Genomic DNA, 15773 nt, shown 5'->3' on the forward strand with positions numbered 1-15773 from the left:
TAGAGTCCGTATTCGTGATGCTTCGACGACGCTTGGGGACCTTTTTCTTTTTGGGTTGGCTCGGCGCGGAAGCTCTCGCTCCGAGGGTCGCGCGCGCCGCGGAGCCGGCAGCGGCCGAGAAGTCGCGGGGCACCGTCGTCGTGATCGTCGACGTCTTCGAGGACGAGACGGACAACGCCAAGCTCCGGGCGAAGTTGTACGAAACGGCGCGGGAAAAGGGCTATCAGCCGGATCCCAAGGCGGACGTGGTGCACGTGGCCACGGACGTCGACGCCATCGACGGCGGCCGCGTGAGCACGGATCCCGACAAGCTCGCCATCGTGCAGAAAGGACTCGGCGCGGCGCTCTTGGTGCGCGTGAGCAAGACCGACGCGGGCGTCAGCGTCGTGCTCGCGAAACAGAGCGGAAACGAAAGCAAGAGCGTGGCGTCGGCGGAGGAAGTGCCCGCAGCAGTGGCGGCGCTCCTGGGTGTGGCGCCCGCGACGAAACCGGCGCCGGAGGCCACGCCCGCACCGGCGGCAGAAGCGCCTGGCCAAGGGGCGCCCCAGGCGGCGGGCTACATCCTGCCCAACGAAGAGGACGAGGGCCCGCCGCCGGATAGCCCCGAGGCAATCCGCGCGGCGTGGGAGAACCGCGGCGGCGTGAAGGCGACCTACGGCATCCGCGCGATGATGACCGGGCTCCTGATCCCCGACGTGCAGTACATCGATCGAAATCCGGTCTCCACCGAGCTCGAGGTCGGCAAGAAGAACACCTACGGCATCGGCGGCGGCATCGGCGCCCACGTGTCGTTCCTGTTCATGCCGCTGCCGAAGCCGGGAGAGGGCAAGGGCTGGCAGGGCTTTCGCATCGGCGCGGGGCTGGATCTGAACGTGCTCTACGTGCGCCCGCCCGTTGGCTACACCTATCACCTGTCGAACAACCAGCTCTCGTCTCGCGACACGCAGTACGAGAACAAGGCGTTCCTGTACGCCATCGTCCCTCTGCAGCTGGGCGTGCAGTTCGGTCTGGGAGATTTCCGAGCGACGAACCTGTGGCGCGGCGTGGCCCTCGGTCTGGCCTACTCGCCAGCGGTGATCACCACGCTGGAGATCGGACAGAACCAGGACAAGGCGCAGACGAACTTCAACTACGGGGGCGTGGAGCTGGATCTCGACATCACCAAGCTGGAGAGCGCCGAAAACGCGAACTCGCAGATCCGTCTGTTCGCGATGCTGCTGCCCAAGGTGAACGACAAGGTGCCGTGGCTGGCGTCCGCCGGGATCGGCGCCGTCTGGTACTGACGCCTCCCGCCGCCGTCATCCCGGCGGCCTTGCCTCGAGCCCCGAGCCTGTTACTCTCTCCGGCATGACCTCCGGCTCGCTCCGACACACCGTCTTCGCGTGTTGTCGCTGTTCGGCGACCCGGCGGTAGTGCGCTTTTCGAGATCGTTGCACGCGGCCCGGGTACGAGGCGGCCGGCGGTGCACCGAACGTCTCGTCCCGCCCGCACGGGAAAGGAAGAGACGATGGTCACGCTATTCGACAGCTTGAGTCAGCAGAAGAAGGAGCTCGTCCCGATCGCGCCCCCGCGGGTGAGCATCTACTCCTGCGGCCCCACGGTGTACGCGCGGCAGCACCTGGGCAACATGCGGCCCTACGTGTTCGCCGACGTGCTCAAGCGTACTCTGCGCCTGTTCGGCCACGAGCCGCGGCACGTCATCAACATCACGGACGTGGGGCACCTGACGGACGACGCCGACCAGGGCGACGACAAGATGGAGCTGTCCGCGCAGCAGAGCGGCCGGCGCGCGGAGGACATCGCGGCGCACTTCACCGAGCTGTTCCAGCGGGATCTGGCGCTGCTGAGCGTTCAGCCGCCGGAGGTGTGGGCCTACGCCAGCGCGCACGTTCCAGAGCAGATCGCCATGGTCGAAAAGCTCGAAGCACGCGGGCTCACCTACGCCACGCCGGACGGCGTGTACTTCGACACGTCCCGGGCCGAGCGCTACGGCCGTTTCCGCGCCGCCGCGGCGGCAACCGAAGTGCAAGAGCGCCTGGTAGGCGCCGGCGCAAAGCGGAACGACGCGGACTTCGCGCTGTGGAAACTTTCGCCACGGGAGTCGCGCCGGCAGATGGAATGGCCGAGCCCCTGGGGCGTCGGCTTTCCCGGCTGGCACATCGAGTGCAGTGCCATGGCCAGCCACCACTTGGGCGCCCAGCTCGACATCCACACCGGCGGCGTCGATCACATCCCGGTTCACCACGAGAACGAGCTGGCGCAGTCCGAGCACGCCCTCGGCGTCCGGCCCTGGGTGCGCTACTGGGTGCACTCCGAGTGGGTGGTGCTGAACAGCGAGAAGATCAGCAAATCTCGCGGGGGCGCGCCGAACCTGGACGACGTGCGAGAGCGCGGGATCGCGCCGCTGGCGTACCGTTTGCTGCTGCTCGGCGCGCGCTACCGGCAGCGCATCGATCTGTCGTGGCAGAGCCTGGCAGCCGCGCAGCGCGCACTGACGCGCATTGGACAAGCCCTGCAAGGCGCACCGCGCGAACCTCCGGATGCGGACGAACCGCGCTGGGTGGCGTTTCGCGCGGCCCTCGCGGACGACCTGGACACGCCGCGTGCCCTCGCGATCCTGCACGAGAGCCGGCGCGACGCGCGGCTGCTCCGCGCCATGACGGACGCGCTGGGCCTCGGCGCAGCCGTCCACGCGCTCGACGAGCAGGGCGACGCCGCCCTCGCGCCGCTCCTCGCGGAGCGCGAAGACGCGCGGCGCGCCGGCGACTTCGCGACGGCGGATCGCCTGCGCGACGCCATCCGACGCGCCGGCTTCGAGATCCGCGACACGCCGGCCGGCGCGCGCCTGGTCCGCGGGGCGAAATGACGTCCGCCCCGCGACGGGATTCGCGCCGAGCCAACATCATCCATGTAAGATGCCGGCTCGGTGACGACGCGGAGCTACCGCTACTACGACCTGATCATGGCGGCGTTCGTGTGCGTGCTCCTGTGCGCGAACCTGATCGGCGTCTCCAAGGTCACCGAGGTCACGCTGTTCGGCAGGAGCTTCACCTTCGGGGCCGGCAATCTGTTCTTTCCGCTGAGCTACCTGTTCGGCGACGTGCTCACCGAGGTGTATGGCTACGCGCGCTCCCGCAAGGTGGTGTGGGCCGGCTTCGGCGCGTTGGCCTTCGCTTCCTTGATGAGCTGGGTGGTGGTGCACCTGCCGCCTGCCGCGGGCTGGAACGACCAAGCGGTGATCGAGCGCGCCTTCGGTTCCACCTGGCGCATCGCCCTGGCGTCGCTCATCGGCTACTTCTGCGGCGAGTTTGCCAACTCCTACTCCCTGGCCAAGCTCAAGATCCTGACCCGCGGCCGCTGGCTGTGGACCCGCACCATCGGCTCCACCATCCTGGGCGAAGCCTGCGACACGCTGGTGTTCTACCCGCTGGCCTTCTACGGCGTGTGGTCCCACGACCTGCTCGTGAAGGTAATGGTGGCGAACTACTTCTTGAAGGTGGGCTGGGAGGTCGTTGCCACGCCCATCACCTATCGCGTCGTCGGCGCCCTGAAACGTGCAGAGCGCGAGGACTACTTCGATACCGACACGAAGTTCACGCCCTTCTCCCTGGAGACCTGAAGTTGCGCTAAGTTACGGCTCGGAGGTTCTTGTCATGATGCTTCGCCGTATTTTCGTGCTGTCGGTGTTGGGTGTGCTTGCCGTGGCTTGCGGAGGCTCGGACGACAGCAGCGGCGGCGGCGGAAGCGGTGGCGGCGCAGGAACGGGGACCGGTGGCGGCGCGGGCATGGGGACCGGCGGCGCTGGCGGCAGCACGACCAAGACCTGTCCCAGTCCGTACGGAACCTTCGTGGTGGTGGGCGACTCGATTTCCGACGTCGGCTCCGGCACCAACCTGCCCGCCCAGCAGCCCTTCTATCGTGACCTGTTGGTGCAGAACGACGACGGCTTGTATCCCGACTGGCAGGGCAAGGACCTCACCACCTGTTGGGGCAGCGTGAACGTCCTCAAGGTGTCCAAGGGTGGCGCGAAGACGCCGGATCTCGTGAACCAGGTGAAGGGTCTACCCGCTTCTTTGCCGGGTCCGGTGCTCGTGGTCGGTACCATTGGCGGCAACGACGTGCAGGCCGCGCTGCCCGCCGTGCTTCTGGGTCAGGACGTGAGCAACCAGCTCGCGGCCTTCACGAAGAACATCGACGACACCTTCGCGGAGCTCACCAAGCCGGATCGCTTCGGCCCCGGCGTACAGGTGCAGGTGCTGCTCACCAACGTGTACGATCCAAGCGGTGGTACCGGAGACTTCTCGTTCTCCAGCGGCAGCAAGTGCCCGGGGCTGCTGTCGGCCTTCCCCACCGGAACCAAGACCGATCCGCTGCTCCAGCCGTGGAACGACGCCATGCAAACGGAGGCGGACAAGTATCCGAACGTGGAGCTGCTCGACCTCCACGCCGACTTCTACGACCACGCGGTGAACAAGCCGGACACCTGGTGGTTCGTCGACTGCATCCACCCGAACACCGCCGGCCACGAGGCCATCCGCGAGCTGTTCTGGCCGGCGATGGTAGCCGCACCGTAGTGACTACCTCAGGCGCTTGCCCAGCTCGCATGCCAGCGGGTCCTTGAAGCCGCAAGCTAAGCGGAAGTGCTTTGTGGCGTCGGCCGTCTTGCCCTGCCCGTACTCTGCGATTGCGAGGAAAGTGCACGCGCGCCCATCCTTCTGATCGCACTGCGGCTTCATCGTCTCGATGGTGCGGCGGAGGCCGTTGGGATTGGGCTTGGCGCTCGAGTTGTATAGCCGAGCCGAAACCACACACGCGATGGTAGGCAGACCGGAACCAGTCCCGCACGCGGCGGCCAGGTCAGCCTGGGCTTTCTGATCGTTCTTGGGAACTCCAGGCGCGCCGGTCGCAAGCAAGAGCCCGCTCCGGAAACACTCCGCGGGCGACAAACGGCACGCTCGATTGTAAAGGGCGAGCGCAAGCTTTGGATCGGCTTTTACGGATTGCCCGAGCTCGATCTTGTAACCGGCGTTGCCACAAGCAGTCGAGTTGCCGCCGTAGCAGGCCCGGCGACCATATTCCAACGCCTTGCTGTCATCCCGCGGTACTGCGCTGCCGCCGCCACCGGCGTACAAGAACCCAGCATTGGTGCAGGCAGTGAAATCCCCGCCTTCGCAGCCTTTCACGAAGAACCGAAGGGCGCCAAGGGGATCCTTCGGACGCCCGTTGACACCATAAAGCAATAGCTCGCCGACTATCTCGCAGGACCGCGCGCTGCCCATCAAGCAGCCACGCTGCAGTGCGGAGAGGGCCTTGTCGTTGTCGCGGCTCTTCCCGTACAGCAGGCGCACTCCGAGGTTCGCGCAGCCGTTGGCGTAGCCTCGCGAGCACGACTTGCCGTACGCCGCGAGAATGGACGCTTCGTCCGGCGCCCCGAGCTTTCCCCGCGCGATCAGCGACCCCAGCCGATCGCAGCTGGGAGCGTCCCCCTTCTTACATTGTGTCTCGCATTCTCGTGGGTCGTCGGGGGCGCAGGCGTGGGGGCGGTCGTCAGCGCTCTTCTTGCAGGCTCCCCCAGAAAACACGAACCCTAGCGGACACCCTTCCTCCGCCTTGGACTCCACGGTCTTGGTTTCCTGCGTCGCCGGCTTCGGCTCTGCCACTGGCCTGCTCCCAGCGGCGACAATCGGCTCGAGCTCGAGGCGAAGAATCGCCGCACACCCGCTTGGGGGCTTCGCCTCCTCCCCGGTGGCCTTCTCGCAAGCATCCAGTCGCCCGTCGGACGTGCCCACGTCCTTGGAGCTCGACGACTCTCCGCTGGCTCCCGCTCCGAAGATCTCGGCAGCGGCTTCCGCATGCGCCCGGGATCCAGTCTTCATCGCAAAGGCGCCGACTAGAATGGCTCGCACATAGTGTGTCGCGCGGTCGCACTTTCCTGTGAGGTCGTCCCGAGTGACGTCGTTCCAGGTGGTACGACGTTTCCCGACCATCGCGAGTGCAATGTCCAGCGTCGTGCCTTGACTGAACCCGCCCCCGATCTTGCCTGCAATACCCAGGCCTCCGAGGGGAAGACTGGCACGCACGTCGTCCGCGCTCTCGAGGCGCACGACGTCCTTCTTCACTTGCACCGGCAGGTATCCGTAGCTGCCCGTCACATGGCAACGCTTGAGCAACCGCAGCCCCTTGTCGTCCCAGGCCACCACCGCAATACCATCGTGAATGGCCTCCTCCAGATCGGCGCGCTGCTCCGCCTTCCAGTCCACCACCAACGGAGAGGATGGACCGTCTACCGCCGGGATCGAGGTGCGTCCGGTAGCCTCTGCTGCCGTGGGGGGCTCGGGTCGCATCGCCTCGTGCGCGCCCGTACCGCACCCGACCAACGCAAGAACGCCCATCCACGGCCACCGCCTTGCCGCTCTCGTCATCCAGGTACCGTAGTAGCGGTCAGCCAGAGGCGACAAGCGACGGGATTCGCGACGACCCCGGAAGTCAGCTTTCTGCTGGAACGTCGGGGGAGTTGGGCCGTCGATGGCGCAATCGACGCCACGTCCAAAGGCCGATGCCCACCACCGCCAGGCCCCCGAGGATCCAAGCTTCGTACTCGTGCGCCCGCTCCAGCACCAGCTCGAGCCCCCTGCCAAATGCAAAGCCCAGCGCGCCCACTGCGACTGCCCACACCAAAGCCCCCACGGCATTGAGCGGTGCAAATTGCCGGGGCGGCAGACCGGACATTCCGATGGCGAGCGGAGTGACGTTCCGCAAGCCGTACAAGAAGCGGAAGCCCAAGATCAGCGGAACCCTTCGACGCGCCAGGATTTTCTGGACGCGCTGCACTTTCGGTTCGAGCGATGGCCAGCGTGCGACCAAACCGCGACCGAAGAAGTGACCGATGAAAAATGCAACTTGATCACCGCTCAAGCTGCCGATGAACGCGAGCGCCATCACGATGGGTAGCGAGAGGTAGCCGCGGTTTGCGGCGTAGCCCGCCATCACCAGCACCGTCTCGCCTTCGAGGAACGTCCCGACGAGCACCGCCAGGTATCCATATCGTGCGACGAGCTCTGCCAGCATGGTGAAGGGTGGTGCTATATCACGTGGGTCGGACCGGACGACGGCGCCGGGAACCTAACTCGCATGGCAACACGTGCAACCGCTGGCTCCTTCATCGAGCTGATCATTCGCTTTCGCTTCCTGCTCGGCGCCGTGGTGGTGGTGCTGCTCGTGGCGGGCACACGTTTCGACGCCCTCAGGGGCGTAGAAGCCCTGATCTTGGCGCTTTCTCTGCCGCTCATCGTGGCGCTGGTGGGAACCATCAAGCTGCAGAACGGCAGCAGCCGGGTGCGCGGGATCGCGCTCTTGGTCGCGGTGTTGGTGGTGGTGGTGTGTGAGGTGGAAATCGGCCACACCCTGTTCCCTCCCAAGGTGGTGTCCAGCGCGGAGCTCACCCTCGCGGCGCCCGATGGAACCCTCGAAGTCCCCGGCGGTCACCGTTTCGACATCGAAGCGCAAGGGACCCTGGCCCATGGTCGCAGCGCCGCGGAAGGCCACTTCGTGTTGAATCTCGAACGTGGCGGCGAGAGCGCCCGCATGGAGGGAGACTTCTCCCGCTCCGCCACCATGGTGCGCGGATCGCGGCGGCGCGCGCCGCAGGTGAGCGCCGCTCACGCGATCGATACGGCGCGCGACACGGTGGACCTACCGGGAGACGGCGCGGTGCACGTGCGGCTCGAGAGCCTCACAGGCTCCGTGGGCAAGACGCTGCACGTACACGTGCTGCCGCCGGTGCCCTTTGGACGCGGGCTCGAGATTGTGCTGTTCGCGCTGGTAGCCATCGCCTTGGTGGTGCAAGCCGCCGCCGCGCGGGAAGGTGTGAACGTGAGCTTCGCCGGGTGGCTCGGCTTCGCCGTGGCCATGGCGCTGTACCTGCCCCGACATTTCTCACCGTCCGATCCTCTCGGCGGGGTCTTCGGCGCGCTGCTCGTGGCGCTGGCCGTGGGCGGTATCGGCGGCTGGATCGCCGGGATGCTCACGAGTCGGATGGCCGCAGCGTAGCGAGGCTGCCCGCCTCGCCCAGGGATTCGACGGAGATCTCGTCCACGGGCTCTCCAGACGCCGCCCGAGCGAGGTCGCCGCGCAGCGTGTCGGAGGCCGCGAGGCGTTTCAGCGCCGAAGCGCTGGCCGCGACCACCGCCCCGTCTGCATCCAAGATGAACGCTGGCTCTTCGCGCCGGTCCAAGAGCGCGAGCAGAGCGTGGTGCTCGCGCGTGTCGAGCTCTGGCGCCTGCTGCGGCGCGCGCTCGCGGTCGTCCAAGAGCTCGTTCAGGGCGATCATCACGGTCTCGAGCTCGCCGGTAGCGTGGGTGCGGACGCAGCGGCGCCGCGGGTCGTTCGCCCGTGCCGCGCGCGCCACGGCCACGATCTCCGACAGCGGCAAGAGCAGCCGGCGATGCAGCCGCCGCACCGTGAGCGCGCTGGCGAAGAGCCCCGCGAGGCCCAAGAACACCGCCGCCCAGGCGCCCGCCGAGCCCAACCGCTGAGCGTCTTGATCGGCGCGCTGCATCGCGGAGCGGTTCACGGCGCCCAGCTTTCGGAGCGCCGTCAACGCCTCCGTGGTGGCCGCCGCGTCCCCCGAGATCGCTCGGTCCCCCACGCGCTCCAGCGTGGCCAGAGGCGGACGCTCGTCTTCTTCCGTCACGTTGTCCTTGGCCCGAGCGAGCGCGCCGAAGAAGCGCTCCCGCGCCCCAGGGTCCTGCTCTGCTTCGGCCAGCGCGCCGAGCATCACTTCCACCGCCTCGGCGCTGTACACGTTCTCCCGCAGGATCCGCTCGATGGCCGGCGTCATGCGCGCGAACAGCACGATGGCCCCCGCCGACGTCACCAGCTGGATGGCGAGCAAGAAGCCGATGCTCAGCGTGAGGCGCCGCCGCGTGCGGAGGTTCACGAGCCCACCTTCTCCATCATGGCGCCCACGGCGCCGGGCGCCGCCACCACCAGGAGGATCTCCTCGGAAGAGAGCTTCTCGTGCGGGTTGGGCGTGGACACGCCTTGTTGCTCGCGCCGCGTGGCCACCACCGTGATGCCGTAGTGGCGCGGCAGCGCCAGCTCCACCAACGTGCGCCCCACGAAGGCCTTGGGCGGGCGGATCTCCGTGATCACCAAATCTTCTCCCAGCGGCACTTCGTCGATCACGGAGCGGTACAAGAGTCGCGTGGCGAAGCGCTCCCCGAAAGCGCGCTCGGGGTTCACCACTTCGTGCGCGCCCACCAGCCGCAAGATGCGCTCGTGCAGCTCGTCAGTGGCGCGCGCCACCACGTGCCGCGCCCCCATCTGACGCAAGAGCGCGGTGCAAATGATGGACGCCTCGCGAGATTCGTCACCGATGGCGCACACGGTGAGGTCGCGTCGGGCCGGCGCCGCCCGCCCCAGGGCCGCCTCGTCCGTGGCATCGAAGCACACCGCAGACGCCGCCAGCGGCGCCGCCGCCCGCACGCGCTCTTCGTTCTCGTCGACCGCCAGGACTTCCACGCCACGTTGGCTGAGGGAGCGCACCAGCGCGAGCCCGAACTGCCCGAGCCCCACCACGATGGCCTGCTTTTTCATCCGACGTCGATCTCCTCGTCCGGGTACACCCACGTGGCGCCGGCGCGCTGCTCCGCCAAGAACAGGAACAACGTCAGCGGGCCCACGCGACCCATGAACATGCACACCATGATCACGACCTTGCCCACTTCGTCGAGGTGAGAGGTACCGTTCAATGACAGCCCCACGGTGCCCAGGGCCGAAACCACCTCGAACACGCCCACGTCGAAGGGCAAATCCTGCGTCAGCTGCATCGCCGTCACGCCCGCCATGCAGGTCAAGAGCCCCACAGTGGTAACGGCCACCGCCTTGTACACCGAGGTGTGGCGAATGTGCCGACCGAAGGCCGCGATGTGCGTGCGGCCGCGCATGGCCGCCGCCACCGCCAGCACCAACACCGCCGCCGTGGTGGTCTTGATGCCGCCCGCCGTGCCACCGGGGCTGCCCCCCACGAACATCATCGCCATCATCAACGAGCGCGTCGCCGGCCGGCTCTCCATCAGATCCACGGAGTTGAAGCCCGCCGTGCGCAGGGTGACCGCTTGGAACCAGGCGTTGTTCACCCGCGCGCCAAAGCCCAGGTGCGCGAGGCTCGCGGACCACTCGAAGCTCAGAAAAGCCACGGTGCTGGCCACCAGCAACAGCGCCGTCACGCTGAGCACCAGCTTCACCTGCAAGGGTGTGGGCCGCCGCCGAATCAGCGCCGGCAGCGCCACGATGGCCAACGGCGAGAGACCGCCCGCGATGATCAGCCCCGCCACCGTGTGCAGCACCAGCGGGCTCTGTTGATAGGGGATCAGGCTGTCGGTTTGCAGCGCGAAGCCCGCGTTGCAGAAGGCCGACACGCTGGTGAACACCGCCCGCCACAGGGCGGAGCGAAATCCCTCGCCAGCGTTCACGAACGCGAGCAACAAGAGCAGCACCCCCAGCGCTTCGCTCACGAAGGTGACCGCCAGCACGCGCGCCACGGCGCCGAACAGCTTGCCTTCTTGCTCCACGCTCAGGGCGCCGGCCACGGTCACCTCGTGCCGCAGGCTCAGCCGTCGGCCCAGAGCGCGCAGCGCCACGGTGTAGAAGGCCATGATGCCCAGGCCGCCCACCTGGATCAGCAGTACCAGCACCAACTGACCGAAGCCGCTGAAGGCGTTGGGCGTATCCAGCACGATGAGCCCGGTGACGCACACCGCGCTCACGGACGTGAACGCCGCATCCAAGACGCCGATGGCCGTGGGCGTGGCCGAGCTCAGCGGCAGCGCCAGCGCGAGGGCGCCGAGCACGCACAAGAGCAAGAACGTGGAGACCACCAGCCGCGCCGGGTGCTCCAGCGCCCACGACAGCGCGCCGAGGCCTTCCGTCGAGTCGTCGGGCTGCGCCACCAACGCCGCGATGGCCGGCCCCAGCGCCAAGCAGTCCGCGCCGGCCACGCCGCGGATGAGCCCCGCGCACACGATGGATCCGATCACGCCCACGACGACGACCCAAAAGCCGACGCCGCGCTCCGCCGTAGCCAGCCACAGCACCGCAAAGCCGTCCGCGATCAACAGCGCCAGGCCGAAGCCCAGGCTCCAGCGCTCGTTCGAGAGCAGTCCACCGGCGATGCCCGCGACGAAGCCGAGCAACGCGACCGACGCCGCACCGCGAAGCGCGCGCGCCCGCCGAGCGCGAATGTCTCCATCGCTCTCGGCGCTCGACGTGAGCGCCGGCAGCGCCAAGGCCAGCGCCACCACCACGCCCAGCGCCAGGGCCGGGGACGCCGCCACCTTCGCCGCGCCCACCACCGGCACCGCGACGAGCCCCACCGCCGCGAGCACCCGCGCCACCCGGGAGCTGCGCGCCAACGCGCCGCCGCTCACCAACGCCAAGATCGCCGCGGCCGCGATCACTCCGTAGCGCCCCGGCGCCAACGACAGCGCCGCCGCCGCTGCCAGCGGTGCCAACGTCAGGAGGCGCGCGGAGGACGGATCCATGATCGCCCGTACCAGCTACCGCGTGGGCTCGCCCCTAGGAAGCCTTACTTTTGTCGGTCCAGCGCGGAACCACCGTGACGGACGGCCGTCGACCTCGGTTTGTTCAGCGCGGCGCGCTCGCGAATACGCTGGGAAGCTCTCGGCGCGCCGCCGCCACGTACTCGGTGACGCCGCATAGCGCTCCTCGATGACTGGTCGCGAGCAGGGTCATGCACTCCGCGCGCCGCGACTCGTCCTCGTCGGTCAGCGCGCGTTCGACCCTCTTCGCCTCGCGATCGCTCTTTCTCGACGAGGAGAGTCGCTCCGGAGCCGCAGTCGGGTCGAACCCCAAGCGCTTTCGTTCGGCTTGGAGCCGCTTCTGCTCTTCGACGTTCTTCGGAACGAACCCGGCAACCAGCCACGCTTCCGACTCGGGGTTCGCCGCAGCGATCAACACACGAAACGGCCAGTCTCCGCTCTCGGCCGCTTGCTTCAACCCCGCACGCCGCTCTTCCTTCCCGTCAGTATCGCGCGCGAGCACGACGGCCACTGGCACCGTTTCGTTCAACTTGGAATCACTGAACAACAAGAGCGTTGCTCTGGCCATACGAGCGTCGGGTTCGCCCGGCACCTGGCCGAAATGCCCGTGGACGTGGAGCCCGCGACTCTGAGCTGTTTCGTACGCTCGAGAAAGGCGGAAGTAGTCCTCGTCGTCTCGTAGGCCGGTCCAGCTCCGCACGTCTGGAAGGAGAGCTGTGTCCAGCCACTCGACTGCTTCGCACAGCACCGCGTCCGCGATCGTCCGCGCGAGCTCCGCTAGCAACCGGTCTTCGGCAGCCAACCCGATTCGCAGCATCTACTCAGCCGCGTTCTCGGGCACCCAGTCTTCGCCCACGGTGCTCCAGAACTCCCCCATTTTCATCTTGCCGCGCCAACGCGCCCAATCTGGGTGCTCGCACAGCTTCCGGCACACGGTGTGCCCATTGTCATTCAAACGGAGCGCGTAGATTTCGTCGTCTTCGATCGAATCGAGAAGGTACGGCGAATGGGTGGTCAGCACGAACTGCACCTCGGGCATTCGCGTCATGAATTTGCGAAGCACGCCAACGAGCTCTTGTTGTGCGTGCGGATGGAGCCCGGATTCGATGTCATCCAGCAGAATGACGCGAGGCACCTGAGGACCATTGAGCAGAGTCACGAGGGCGAGGGCGATCAGCGTCCCGTCGCTGAGCAGATCGGCGGAGAGATATCCAGCACCGGCAACTTCGACCTCGACCTTGTTACCCCAGACCTTACGATCACTAAAGGTCGAGCTTCCATCGGGAAGCACGATGGTCTCGCGCCGCGTCACCTCGGCGCGAGGCGCCCGGATCTTGCCCACGGTTGGCACCACCGCCCGAAGGTCCGCCTCGATCGCCTCGATGGCCTCGCGACCGATGGCCGCAGCAATGTGCGCGATGGCAGACGCAAGCCCCGCTCCGTCGTGCTCCACACGCGGAACCTCGTCCTCGCTGTACGACGGTGACCTCAGCTTGTGGGACTGGAGCCGCAGTCTCACGACGGCCCCGAGCTCGGCGGGCAGCGCTTGGAAGAAGGGCCGAACGTCTTCGCGACTCGGGACCCCCACAGAGTCATTCGGACGCGGAAACGACGCCCTGGCGTGCCACTCGCCCCCATCATTTGCCATGCATTCGATGGCAAACGACCCGGCGCTGATGTCCACCGCAATACTCAGCGAACCTGACTCTCCTCGGGTCCGCAGGTGTGCTGCTCCTTCAAGGAGGTCTGCAAAGGGCCCTCGGATGTCCCGCTCACGCCATCTGTGCGGCAGCGCGAGCTGGCTCGCCAGGTGGATCCCGTCCAACACGCTCGACTTGCCGCTGGCGTTGGGTCCAATCAGCACCGTCATGCGCCCGAGCTCGAGCGAAACGTCGCGAAGCCCCTTGAAGTTCTTGAACGATGCGCGTTTGAACATCGCACCGGCAGGCTAGCCGGGTTGCTGCCGCTCCGCCAGCTCACTTCCAGCGCTGGCGCTGCTGTGTCGCTGAAAAGACTCACCCCCCGGTGCAGAGATCTCCCGCCGGCGGGTTCGGCTCCGGCGTCATGGGACCCGTGCCCCCGTAGGCGTCGCGCTGTACCTTCGTCATGCGGTGCGCGGCGGAGATCTCGCCCAGCACTTCCGCGCCCTTCGTCGCGCTGCGCTCGTAGCTCTGGTAGTCCACGGTGTAGAGGCCGAAGCGCGGCGTGAAGCCCTCCGCCCACTCGAAGTTGTCGTACAGGCTCCAGTGGTAGTAGCCGCGCACGTCCACGCCCTCGCTCCGAGCGCGGGAGATCTGCTCCAAGGCACGCACCACGTTCTCCGCCCGACGCTCCCCCACCTCCGTGGCGATGCCGCTCTCCGTGACCACCAGCGGCAGGTCCGGCCAGCGCTTCCCGAAGTCCGCGAGCACGTCGTACAGGCCCTGGGCGTAGTACTCGTAGTGCATGGTGGGGACGCAGAAGGTCTTGTCCGTGGGCGGCAAGCAGGAGCCGAAGTCGAAGCTCGAGAAGCAGGGCGTGACCTTGAGCACCGGCACCAGGCCGTTGTTCCCCGTCACGCCGGTGCGGAAGTAGTACTGCACGCCGAGCCAATCCAGCGTGCCCTTCCAGTCCGGCTGGTCTTCGTCCGGCGTGCCGTCGAGGTTAGCGTCGAAGGTGCCGTTGCGCAGCGAATCCACCAGCAGGTGGTGGTACACGTACACCACGCGATCCCGCGCGGTCACGTCTTCGGGATCCTCACTCACCTCGTTGAAGCGCGCCGGCTCCCACTTGGCCACGGAGAGGGTGAGCCCCACGTTCGCGGCCACGCCGTCGCCATCGGCATCGATGGTGTCCGCCGCCTTGATCGCCTTGTACATGGCGGCGTGCGCCGACACGTAGTCCCGCACCACCGGCACGAACTGCTCCAGCAAGCTCTTCTCGCTGAAGATGGATGTCTTGCCCGGCGGGAAGTAGCCGATGCCGTACGCGGCGAGCAGATAGTTCACCGGTTCGTTCAGGGTGCCCCACTCGTCCACGCGATCCCCGAAACGCTCCGCCAGGAGCTTGGCGTGCTCTGCCATCTCCGCGATCACCATCGGGCCGCCCTGAGGGTGGCCCAGACCGCAGAGATTTTCGTCCGTGGGGCCGTTCACGCAGTCCGTGTCCCGCGGGTCGTCCACCCACACCGGGTTCGAGAAATGGTGGATCGTCACCATCGGCTTGATGCCGGCCGCGATCAGCGCGTCGATGAAGTCCGAGTAGTGTTTCAGCGCCGCTTCGTCGATCTGATCGCGCTTGGGCTCGATGCGCGCCCACTCGATGCTGAAGCGATACGAGTCCAGGTGCATCGCCTTCAAGAGCTCCACGTCCTCCAGGGCCATCGTGTAGCCCTTGGCGGCGTCGCCCACGAAGGTGCCGTTGCCGAGGCCACCGTCGGCCTTGGGCTGGGTGAACACGTACCAATCCGTGCTCTGGTTCTGGTCTTCGATCTGCGTCGCGGCGCTCGCCGCGCCGAAGCGGAAGCTGCCCTTTCCGCTCTCTCCCGTGAGCGCGCCCATCGCCGGGTACTCGATGTCTCCGGAGCCGGAGCTCGGCTTGGGTTCGTCGTCCGAGCCGCCGCAGCCCACCGCCGCCAGCGCAAGCATCCCGAGCGCCCAGTGCTTCATGACGCGATCATAGCTTTCTCTGCATGTGGGTGACCATGTCGTCGATGCCGTAGCGCTCCGAATAGCCCGTGATCTCGAAGCCCAGGTGCTGCCACAGGGGGCGGTTGTCGGGCTGTTGGGAACGGACGGTGATGGCGAGCGTGTCGATTCCGCACCGCAGCGACAAAATCGAAAGATACCGGATCATGTCGTGGGCAACGCCGCGGCGACGAGCGCGGGGTAGCACCGTGAGGCGCGAGAAGAACAGCCGCCCCCCGGGAGAGTCGGTCACGGCGTGGCCCGCGGCGGCGGCGCGAACCGCTTCGTGTTCGTCGAAGCTCGGGGGCCGCGCCCACTCGAGGCGAAACCGGGCAGAGCCCACGTCGTCGCCATGCAGGCGGGCCACGATGCCGAAATCGCGCTCGAGCGCCGCACGCACCTGTACTTCTGTTTCGTCGAGCGCGCTCGACGGGTTCGGATAGCCGCGAGTGCCCGCAAATCCTTCGCGCACGAGGGCCACGAAAAGCGCGGCGTCGTCCGGGTTGGCGAGGCGAAGCTGGGCCGGCACGCGGGGATCGTAGCGCAC

14 protein-coding genes are annotated in these 15773 nt (G+C 67.3%); 5 read left to right on the plus strand and 9 right to left on the minus strand.

Translation table 11 applies throughout. From position 1 onward, the window contains the following. Positions 1 to 14 precede the first annotated feature (14 nt). The 4 genes from H6717_18815 (at position 15) to H6717_18830 (ending at position 4574) form a co-directional block, all read left to right on the plus strand. On the plus strand, positions 15 to 1283 hold the full coding sequence (locus tag H6717_18815; GenBank protein MCB9579088.1) for a hypothetical protein: 1269 nt from the start codon (positions 15 to 17) through the stop codon (positions 1281 to 1283). Between the two features lie 224 nt (positions 1284 to 1507). Further along, the gene (locus H6717_18820) at positions 1508 to 2866 is read left to right on the plus strand and encodes a cysteine--tRNA ligase (protein ID MCB9579089.1); all 1359 of its coding nucleotides are present in this window, start codon (positions 1508 to 1510) and stop codon (positions 2864 to 2866) included. Positions 2867 to 2962: 96 nt separating this feature from the next. Then, complete coding sequence (locus H6717_18825; protein ID MCB9579090.1) at positions 2963 to 3619, plus strand: queuosine precursor transporter; 657 nt, start codon at positions 2963 to 2965, stop codon at positions 3617 to 3619. Positions 3620 to 3653: 34 nt separating this feature from the next. Continuing rightward, the gene (locus H6717_18830; protein MCB9579091.1) at positions 3654 to 4574 is read left to right on the plus strand and encodes an SGNH/GDSL hydrolase family protein; all 921 of its coding nucleotides are present in this window, start codon (positions 3654 to 3656) and stop codon (positions 4572 to 4574) included. 3 nt (positions 4575 to 4577) lie between these two features. Here H6717_18830 and H6717_18835 read toward each other — a convergent pair whose 3' ends face one another. Both H6717_18835 and H6717_18840 read right to left on the minus strand, forming a co-directional pair. Continuing rightward, positions 4578 to 6344: a sel1 repeat family protein gene (locus H6717_18835; GenBank protein MCB9579092.1), complete on the minus strand. Its 1767-nt coding sequence runs from the start codon at positions 6342 to 6344 to the stop codon at positions 4578 to 4580. 142 nt (positions 6345 to 6486) lie between these two features. Then, a complete protein-coding gene (locus H6717_18840) occupies positions 6487 to 7068 on the minus strand; it encodes a DedA family protein (GenBank protein MCB9579093.1) in 582 nt (193 codons plus the stop codon). A 63-nt stretch (positions 7069 to 7131) separates the two neighbouring features. Here H6717_18840 and H6717_18845 point away from each other — a divergent pair, with 63 nt between their 5' ends. Next, a complete protein-coding gene (locus tag H6717_18845; protein MCB9579094.1) occupies positions 7132 to 8049 on the plus strand; it encodes a hypothetical protein in 918 nt (305 codons plus the stop codon). Here the strand turns inward: H6717_18845 and H6717_18850 are convergent. The 7 genes from H6717_18850 to H6717_18880 all read right to left on the minus strand — a co-directional run bounded on the left by H6717_18850 (position 8024) and on the right by H6717_18880 (position 15755). Next, positions 8024 to 8938 (minus strand): hypothetical protein, encoded by a 915-nt coding sequence (locus H6717_18850; GenBank protein ID MCB9579095.1) that lies wholly within the window; start codon positions 8936 to 8938, stop codon positions 8024 to 8026. The genes H6717_18845 and H6717_18850 overlap by 26 nt on opposite strands. Further along, entirely contained in the window at positions 8935 to 9597 is a 663-nt protein-coding gene (locus H6717_18855) for a TrkA family potassium uptake protein (protein ID MCB9579096.1), read from the minus strand. Before H6717_18855 ends, H6717_18850 begins: the two co-directional genes overlap by 4 nt. Continuing rightward, on the minus strand, positions 9594 to 11543 hold the full coding sequence (locus H6717_18860; protein ID MCB9579097.1) for a hypothetical protein: 1950 nt from the start codon (positions 11541 to 11543) through the stop codon (positions 9594 to 9596). Before H6717_18860 ends, H6717_18855 begins: the two co-directional genes overlap by 4 nt. Before the next feature lie 103 nt (positions 11544 to 11646). Beyond that, the gene (locus H6717_18865; GenBank protein MCB9579098.1) at positions 11647 to 12378 is read right to left on the minus strand and encodes a hypothetical protein; all 732 of its coding nucleotides are present in this window, start codon (positions 12376 to 12378) and stop codon (positions 11647 to 11649) included. After that, positions 12379 to 13497, minus strand: coding sequence for an AAA family ATPase (locus H6717_18870; protein MCB9579099.1), 1119 nt, complete (start codon positions 13495 to 13497; stop codon positions 12379 to 12381). Positions 13498 to 13576: 79 nt separating this feature from the next. After that, complete coding sequence (locus tag H6717_18875) at positions 13577 to 15208, minus strand: glycoside hydrolase family 1 protein (protein ID MCB9579100.1); 1632 nt, start codon at positions 15206 to 15208, stop codon at positions 13577 to 13579. A 7-nt stretch (positions 15209 to 15215) separates the two neighbouring features. Further along, positions 15216 to 15755, minus strand: a complete 540-nt coding sequence (locus H6717_18880; protein MCB9579101.1) for a GNAT family N-acetyltransferase — start codon at positions 15753 to 15755, stop codon at positions 15216 to 15218. Between the last annotated feature and the right edge of the window lie 18 nt (positions 15756 to 15773).

The organism is Polyangiaceae bacterium (genome assembly GCA_020633235.1).
Classification (GTDB): domain Bacteria; phylum Myxococcota_A; class Polyangia; order Polyangiales; family Polyangiaceae; genus JACKEA01.

Bases quoted from the DNA above. Each gene is read 5' to 3' on its own strand.
- H6717_18830 (MCB9579091.1), top strand. From the start codon at position 3,654: ATGATGCTTCGCCGTATTTTCGTGCTGTCGGTGTTGGGTGTGCTTGCC.
- H6717_18860 (MCB9579097.1), bottom strand. From the start codon at position 11,543: ATGGATCCGTCCTCCGCGCGCCTCCTGACGTTGGCACCGCTGGCAGCG.
- H6717_18870 (MCB9579099.1), bottom strand. From the start codon at position 13,497: ATGTTCAAACGCGCATCGTTCAAGAACTTCAAGGGGCTTCGCGACGTT.
- H6717_18825 (MCB9579090.1), top strand. From the start codon at position 2,963: ATGGCGGCGTTCGTGTGCGTGCTCCTGTGCGCGAACCTGATCGGCGTC.
- H6717_18865 (MCB9579098.1), bottom strand. From the start codon at position 12,378: ATGCTGCGAATCGGGTTGGCTGCCGAAGACCGGTTGCTAGCGGAGCTC.
- H6717_18855 (MCB9579096.1), bottom strand. From the start codon at position 9,597: ATGAAAAAGCAGGCCATCGTGGTGGGGCTCGGGCAGTTCGGGCTCGCG.
- H6717_18820 (MCB9579089.1), top strand. From the start codon at position 1,508: ATGGTCACGCTATTCGACAGCTTGAGTCAGCAGAAGAAGGAGCTCGTC.
- H6717_18845 (MCB9579094.1), top strand. From the start codon at position 7,132: ATGGCAACACGTGCAACCGCTGGCTCCTTCATCGAGCTGATCATTCGC.
- H6717_18835 (MCB9579092.1), bottom strand. From the start codon at position 6,344: ATGCGACCCGAGCCCCCCACGGCAGCAGAGGCTACCGGACGCACCTCG.
- H6717_18840 (MCB9579093.1), bottom strand. From the start codon at position 7,068: ATGCTGGCAGAGCTCGTCGCACGATATGGATACCTGGCGGTGCTCGTC.
- H6717_18875 (MCB9579100.1), bottom strand. From the start codon at position 15,208: ATGAAGCACTGGGCGCTCGGGATGCTTGCGCTGGCGGCGGTGGGCTGC.